This window comes from Actinotalea sp. (assembly GCF_041597215.1).
Classification (GTDB): domain Bacteria; phylum Actinomycetota; class Actinomycetes; order Actinomycetales; family Cellulomonadaceae; genus Actinotalea.
The window spans coordinates 1-6755 of record NZ_JBFHHB010000171.1 but is presented as its reverse complement, the minus strand read 5'-3'; the positions used below and the strand labels follow the sequence as shown (position 1 = coordinate 6755).

The following is a 6755-nucleotide window of genomic DNA, read 5'->3' as shown; positions in this document are numbered from 1 at the left end:
GACCGGCACCACCGCGCCCTCGCCGGACCCGTCGCCGGGCGGCCCCGACGACCCGTCGCCCTCCCCGAACGCGCCCGCCTCGCCGATCGTCGTCGATGGCGAGAACACGGCCGGGGCGGCCCCAGCCGCCTCCACCCAGGACCGCACTCGGGAGCGCACGGGCCCGAGCGGCAGCGTCGAGGTCGAGCCCGGGGACTCCTTGTGGTCGATCGCCGCCGAGCACCTCGGCACCGCCGACCCTGGGTGGGTCGCGCGGGAGTGGCCCCGGTGGTACGAGGCGAACAGGGCGACGATCGGCGCGGATCCCGACCTCATCCGTCCCGGACAGGTCCTGCACGCACCCGCCGAGGACGGTGCGGACCGATGAGCGCCGTCAGCCTCCGCGACGTCGCTACCCGCTCGGGACCGAGGCGATCGACGACCGATCCGGCCCCACGACGCCCGGCCCGGCCCCTGGACGGCTCCCCGGTGCGGCGGTTCCCCTCCGGGCCGCGGCTCCTGCTGCCGCCCGTCCCTCAGCCGACCACGCCCCGACCGCAGGACGTCGTGCTGCTCTCCCCCGACGCGCGATCGGTGCTGCGGGCTCCCACCGAGACCTGCTGGCCCGTCGCCGGGCCGCAGTCGGCACCCGTCGGGCCGCTACCCGATCCCGTCCAGCTGTGCGGGGCCGTCGCACTCGCCGCCGTCGAGGTGCTGGCGGGCACCCGGCCGCTGGCCCAGCTCACGCGATGGGTGACGCCGGGCCTCCTGGACCAGCTCGCCGGCCGACAACGGCTGCTGGCGCCGGCCAGGGCGAGGCGCGCGGCAGAGGTCGCCGCCGCGGCGAACCGAGCCGGCCCGCGCCCCTCCGCTCCCCCGGCGCCGGCGGCGCGCGCTCGCGTCCGGTCGGTCCGGGTGTCCCGCCTCGGCCCGACCGTCGCCGAGGGGACCGTGGTGCTGCACGACGGCGACCGGGTGCGCGCGGCGGCCGTCCGCCTGGAGGTGCACCGCCGCTCGTGGCGGGTCAGCGTGCTGCAGATCGGCTGACCCGCCGCCGGCCCGTCACCGGGACCGGCGGACCGGGCTCACTCCTCGTTCTTGCCGTGGCAGACCTTGTACTTCTTGCCCGAGCCGCAGGGGCACTGCTCGTTGCGGCCCGTGCCGGGGAAGGTCTGACCGTCCTTCTCCGCCGTCGAGGCCTCCTCCGCCCTCACCACCGGGGCGGCGTCGCCGTCGACGCTGGGCGCCGAGTAGCTCAGCGGGACCCGGCGCTCGGGTCCGTCGAGACCCTTGGCGATGAGCGACGGGGTCCGCCGACGGGGCGCGGCAGCGGCAGGCGCAGCGGCCGCAGCGGGCGCGGAGTCGGCCGCCTTCGCGGGCGTCCCGGCCTCCGGCTCCGGTGTCGCCGCTTCGGTCCCGGCCCCCGCCGCGTCCTCCGCCGCCTCGGGCTCGGCCACCTTGACCTCGAGGTTGAACAGGAAGGTGATGGACTCGTCCTTGATGGCCTCGGACATCGCCTGGAACAGCTGGTAGCCCTCGCGCTGGTACTCCACGAGGGGGTCACGCTGCGCCATGGCGCGCAGGCCGATGCCCTCCTTGAGGTAGTCCATCTCGTACAGGTGCTCACGCCACTTGCGGTCGAGGACGGAGAGCACGACGCGGCGCTCGAGCTGGCGCATGTTCTCCGAGCCGATGGCCTCCTCGCGGGCCGCGAAGGCGAGCTTCGCGTCCGAGACGAGCTCCTCGGTGAGCATCTCGGTGCTCAGGCGGGTGGCACCACCGGCCTCCTCCACGATCTCCTCGATCGTGACGGAGACGGGGTAGACAGCCTTGAGCGCGGTCCACAGCGCCTCGAGGTCCCAGCTCTCCGGCGTGCCCATGACCGTCGCGGCCTGGACGTAGGAGGTGACGACGTCGACGAGGAAGTGCTGGATCTGGTCGGCCATGTCCTCGCCCTCGAGGACGCGGCGACGCTCGGCGTAGATGACCGAACGCTGGCGGGACATGACGTCGTCGTACTTCAGGACGTTCTTGCGGATCTCGAAGTTCCGACCCTCGACCTGGCTCTGCGCGCTCTGGATCCCGCGGCTGACCATCTTGGACTCGATGGGCAGGTCGTCCGGGAACCCGGCGCGGTTCATCATGCTCTCCGCCATGCCGGAGCCGAACAGCCGCATGAGGTCGTCGGTCATCGACAGGTAGAAGCGGGACTCGCCCGGGTCGCCCTGGCGTCCGGACCGGCCGCGCAGCTGGTTGTCGATCCGGCGCGACTCGTGGCGCTCGGTCCCGAGCACGTAGAGCCCACCGAGCTCGAGGACCTCGTCGTGCTCGGCCGCGACGGCCTGCTTGGCTGCCTCCAGCGCAGCGGGCCAGGCGGCCTCGTACTCCTCGGGGCCCTCCGCGGGGTCCAGGCCCCGGGAAGCGAGCTCGGCGACGGCCATGAACTCGGCGTTCCCGCCGAGCATGATGTCGGTACCACGGCCGGCCATGTTCGTCGCGACCGTGACCGCGCCCTTGCGGCCGGCCTGGGCGACGATCGAGGCCTCACGCGCGTGGTGCTTGGCGTTGAGGACCTCGTGCGGGACGCCCTGCTTGCGCAGCAGCTGGGACAGGTGCTCGCTCTTCTCGACGCTCACCGTGCCGACCAGCACCGGCTGACCCGCAGCGTGCCTCGCGACGATGTCCTCCACGACGGCCGCGAACTTGGCCTCCTCGTTCTTGTAGACGAGGTCGGCCTGGTCGATCCGGAGCATCGGGCGGTTCGTGGGGATCGGCACGACGCCGAGGCTGTAGGTGCTCTGGAACTCGGCGGCCTCGGTCTGGGCCGTGCCGGTCATCCCGGAGATCTTGTCGTACAGGCGGAAGTAGTTCTGCAGCGTGATCGTGGCGAGCGTCTGGTTCTCGGCCTTGATGACCACGCCCTCCTTCGCCTCGATCGCCTGGTGCATCCCCTCGTTGTACCGACGGCCGGGCAGCATGCGCCCGGTGTGCTCGTCGACGATCATGACCTCGCCCTGCATCACGACGTAGTCCTTGTCGCGCTTGAAGAGCTCCTTGGCCTTGATGGCGTTGTTGAGGAAGCCGATGAGCGGGGTGTTGAGCGACTCGTAGAGGTTGTCGATCCCCAGGTAGTCCTCGACCTTGGCGATGCCGGGCTCGAGGATGCCGACCGTGCGCTTCTTCTCGTCGACCTCGTAGTCCGACTCCCGCGAGAGCCGCTGCACCAGGCGGGCGAACTCCCCGTACCACTTGTTGACGTCGCCGCCTGCGGGGCCGGAGATGATCAGCGGGGTCCGTGCCTCGTCGACGAGGATCGAGTCCACCTCGTCGACGATCGCGAAGTGGTGGCCGCGCTGGACGAGCTCTGCCGGGCTCCACGCCATGTTGTCGCGCAGGTAGTCGAAGCCGAACTCGTTGTTCGTCCCGTAGGTGATGTCCGCCGCGTACTCCGCGCGGCGCTGGTCGGGCGTCTGCCCGGAGACGATGCAGCCGACCGTCATGCCGAGCATGCGGAACACGCGGCCCATGAGCTCGCTCTGGTAGCTGGCGAGGTAGTCGTTGACGGTGACGACGTGCACGCCCTTGCCGGTCAGGGCGTTGAGGTAGGCAGGGAGGGTCGCGACGAGGGTCTTTCCCTCACCGGTCTTCATCTCCGCGATGTTGCCCTGGTGCAGGGCGGCACCACCCATGAGCTGGACGTCGAAGTGGCGCTGGCCGAGGGTGCGCCGGCTGGCCTCGCGCACGGCGGCGAAGGCCTCCGGGAGCAGGTGGTCGAGGCTCTCGCCGCCCGCGAGGCGCTCCTTGAACCGGTCGGTCTCCTCGCGCAGCTCCTCGTCGCTCAGTGCGGTGAACCCGCTCTCGAGGGCGTTGACCTGCTCGGCGAGGCCCTGGAGGCGCTTGATGACACGACCTTCGCCCAGCCGCAGGATCGAATCGAGGATCGAGGGCACGCGCAACTCCAGACTCGTCCGTCCCCCGGGCCGTGTGGCACGGGACGGTCGCAGCACGCGCCGAGGCGCGCGTCAGTGCAGACCAGCAGCCATCGTAGGCGAGACCCGCCGCGGACGGAGCACCACCACGGCCCAGGCGAGGAGAACGGCACCGAGGACCCCGGCGCCCCCGAGCGACTCACCCCGCAGGAGGTAGGCGCCGACCGCTGCGGTGAGGGGCTCGAGCAGTGCCAGGAGACTGGCCGTCGTGGAGGGTACGGTACGCAGCCCGGCGAAGAACGCGGTGTACGCCAACGCCGTCGGACCGATGCCGAGGTACGCGACCGTCAGCCAGCCGTCGGGCCCGGTCGGCAGCCCGCCGCTCGCCGTGAGCAGCGCCATCGGCGCGAGCAGGACCGCACCGAGGCTGAACGAGACACCCGTGAGGGTCAGGGAGTCGAGGCCGGCGACAGGGACCCGGTTCACCAGGGTCATCGCCGCGAAGGCACCCGCGGCCACGAGGGCCAGCACGGCGCCGGCCGGTGCGGCGGAACCGGGACTCACCAGCAGCGCCAGCCCGGCAAGGGCGAGCACGATCGCGGCGCGCGTGCGACCGTCCGGGACGCTGCGGGTACGCACCGCCGTGACGGCCGCGACGATCACCGGAGCGGCCCCCAGCGCGACGAAGGTCGCGACGCCGACCGAGGTGAGCTGCACGGCGAGGAAGTAGCAGGCCTGGTAAACGGCAGCCAGCGCCCCGGTCACCGCGAGCCGACGGGCCGCGACGCGGGTGCGCGGCAGGGACCGCAGGCGCCCGGCGAGGGCGAGGGCGAGCAGCAGCGTCCCTCCGCCGATGCCGAGGCGGAGCGTGGCCACGGTGAGCATGTCGACCCCGCGCGCGGCGATCGTCGCGCCCGCCAGACCACCCGTCCCCCACAGGACCGCCCCCAGCGCCACCAGGAGGAAGTCCGATCCCGCCATCCCCGCGGCCGGTGGAGCGTTGCGCGCACCGACGGACGTCGCCGGGGTGCGCTCGGGATCCACCGCCACAGGCTAGAGAGCCGGCGCGAAGCCCGCCGTGCCCGTCCGCAGGTCGGTCGTCAGGTCGCCCGGGGCGTCGGGCGCGATCTCGACGCCGTCGAGACCCAGCCACCCGGCCATCTCCCCCAGAGCATCGATGAGCTCGTCGGCCGTCGACGACGGCGCCCCCGGCTCACGGTGCGCGCCCTGGACGCGCAGGACCCCTGCACGCCGGTCCGCCTTGAGGTCGACCCGGGCCGCGATGCTGTCGCCGAGGAGGAACGGGAGCACGTAGTAGCCGTGCACCCGTTGGGCGGCAGGCACGTAGATCTCGATGCGGTACCGCGTCCCGAAGAGCTCCTCGAGCCGACGCCGTTCGAAGACGAGCGGGTCGAAGGGGCTCAGCAGGGCTCGCCCGGAGACCGACCGCGGGAGGACGACGTCACGGTGGACGAAGGTGGGTCGGTCCCAGCCGCGCACGGTCACGGGCACCAGCACCCCGCTCTCGACGAGCTCGGCCATCGCCGTCGCCACGTGATCCCGGACATGCGTGCGCTTCAGGCGGAAGTAGTCGGCGAAGCAGGCGGCCGTCCCGATCCCGTGCGCCCTGGCCCCGATCTCCACCAGCGCGCGGACCGCCTCGTCGTCGGAGGGTTCCGGCCAGGAGGCGACCTCGACCGGCAGGATCCGCTCGGTGAGGTCGTAGCAGCGTTCGAAGGAGTCGGTACGGCGAGCGCTGCCGACCTCTCCGACGAAGAAGAGGTACTCGAGGGCTCGCTTGGCGACCGTCCACTCCCACCACCCGCTGCGCGTGCGCGGGTGCTCGGCCTCGTACACCTCGTGCGCCTGCCGGGCGGTGACGGGACCGGACTGTGCGACGAGCGCCCGGACCTCCTCGAGGATCGGCGCGTCCTGCAGCCGCACCCCCGCCACCGTCCCCCAGTCCCGCTCGGCGTAGAAGCGCCGTCGCCAGCCGAGCAGCCGGTAGGTCGCGGGCGGGACGAAGCTCGCCTCGTGCGCCCAGGTCTCGACCAGCCGGCGCGGCGCGCTCCCCGAGGCCCTGTCGAGCAGCGCGGTGTCGTACGGACCGAGCCGCGAGAACGCGGGCATCAGATGAGCACGGGCGAGGACGTTGACCGAGTCGATCTGCAGCAGCCCGAGCCGGTCGACCACCTGCTGGAAGTGCCGCATCGTCACGGGACCCGCGGGGCGGCGGCGCGCGTCGAGCCCCTGGGCGCGCAACGCGATGCGCCTCGCCTCGGCGAGCGAGAGGACCTCGCGACGAGTGCCCCGCGGGCGAGCGCCCGGTCCCGAGGGAGGGGGGGCCGTCACGGCCGCCGGTGGGGACGAGGCTCGCTGCACCATGCGCCCATCCTGCCCGCCGGTACCCACATCGCTCGCTCCGCGTCGTCGGCTGCTCGCCAGGACGTCATCGGGCAGACCTGCGGCCCGGCGCCAGGGGCACCGGGCCGCAGGTCTCGTGCCTGACGAGGTCCCAGGTCAGAAGGCGTCCGCCGTCGCGGCCACCGGCGCGTCGAGCCGGATCACCCCGTAGCTCCATCCGCGACGCCGGTAGGCCACGGAGGGCAGCGCCGTCTCGGCGTCGATGAACAGGAAGAAGTCGTGTCCGACGAGCTCCATCTCGTACAGGGCGTCGTCGAGGGTCATCGGCTCGGCGTGGTGCAGCTTCTCGCGGATGACCACCGGCGAGTCGCCCCACGTCGACTCCACGGCCTCTCCCATGACCCGGGGGGCGGGGGTGGGCTCCTCCTCCGGCTCAGGGACGAGCTCGACGGGCGGTGCCTGGGCCGGGACGGCGTCACCCTT

At 72.7% G+C, this 6755-nt stretch carries 6 protein-coding genes; 2 read left to right on the top strand and 4 right to left on the bottom strand.

The window, feature by feature from the left end; genetic code table 11:
* Both ABWK99_RS11765 and ABWK99_RS11760 read left to right on the top strand, forming a co-directional pair.
* Window positions 1-367, top strand: a 367-nt coding sequence (locus tag ABWK99_RS11765) for a LysM peptidoglycan-binding domain-containing protein (protein ID WP_372594892.1), incomplete at its 5' end; no start/stop codon positions are given.
* A complete protein-coding gene (locus ABWK99_RS11760; protein ID WP_372594891.1) occupies window positions 364-1026 on the top strand; it encodes an Rv3235 family protein in 663 nt (220 codons plus the stop codon). The genes ABWK99_RS11765 and ABWK99_RS11760, both read left to right, overlap by 4 nt.
* Window positions 1027-1064: 38 nt before the next feature.
* Here the strand turns inward: ABWK99_RS11760 and secA are convergent, their stop codons facing one another.
* The 4 genes from secA to ABWK99_RS11740 all read right to left on the bottom strand — a co-directional run.
* Window positions 1065-3929: a preprotein translocase subunit SecA gene (secA, locus tag ABWK99_RS11755; protein WP_372594890.1), complete on the bottom strand. Its 2865-nt coding sequence runs from the start codon at window positions 3927-3929 to the stop codon at window positions 1065-1067.
* Window positions 3930-4001: 72 nt separating this feature from the next.
* Entirely contained in the window at window positions 4002-4952 is a 951-nt protein-coding gene (locus tag ABWK99_RS11750; RefSeq protein WP_372594889.1) for a DMT family transporter, read from the bottom strand.
* Window positions 4953-4961: 9 nt separating this feature from the next.
* The gene (locus tag ABWK99_RS11745) at window positions 4962-6293 is read right to left on the bottom strand and encodes a winged helix-turn-helix domain-containing protein (protein WP_372594888.1); all 1332 of its coding nucleotides are present in this window, start codon (window positions 6291-6293) and stop codon (window positions 4962-4964) included.
* A gap of 135 nt (window positions 6294-6428) precedes the next feature.
* The coding region (locus tag ABWK99_RS11740) for a sigma 54 modulation/S30EA ribosomal C-terminal domain-containing protein (protein WP_372594887.1) at window positions 6429-6755 on the bottom strand (327 nt) is incomplete at its 5' end.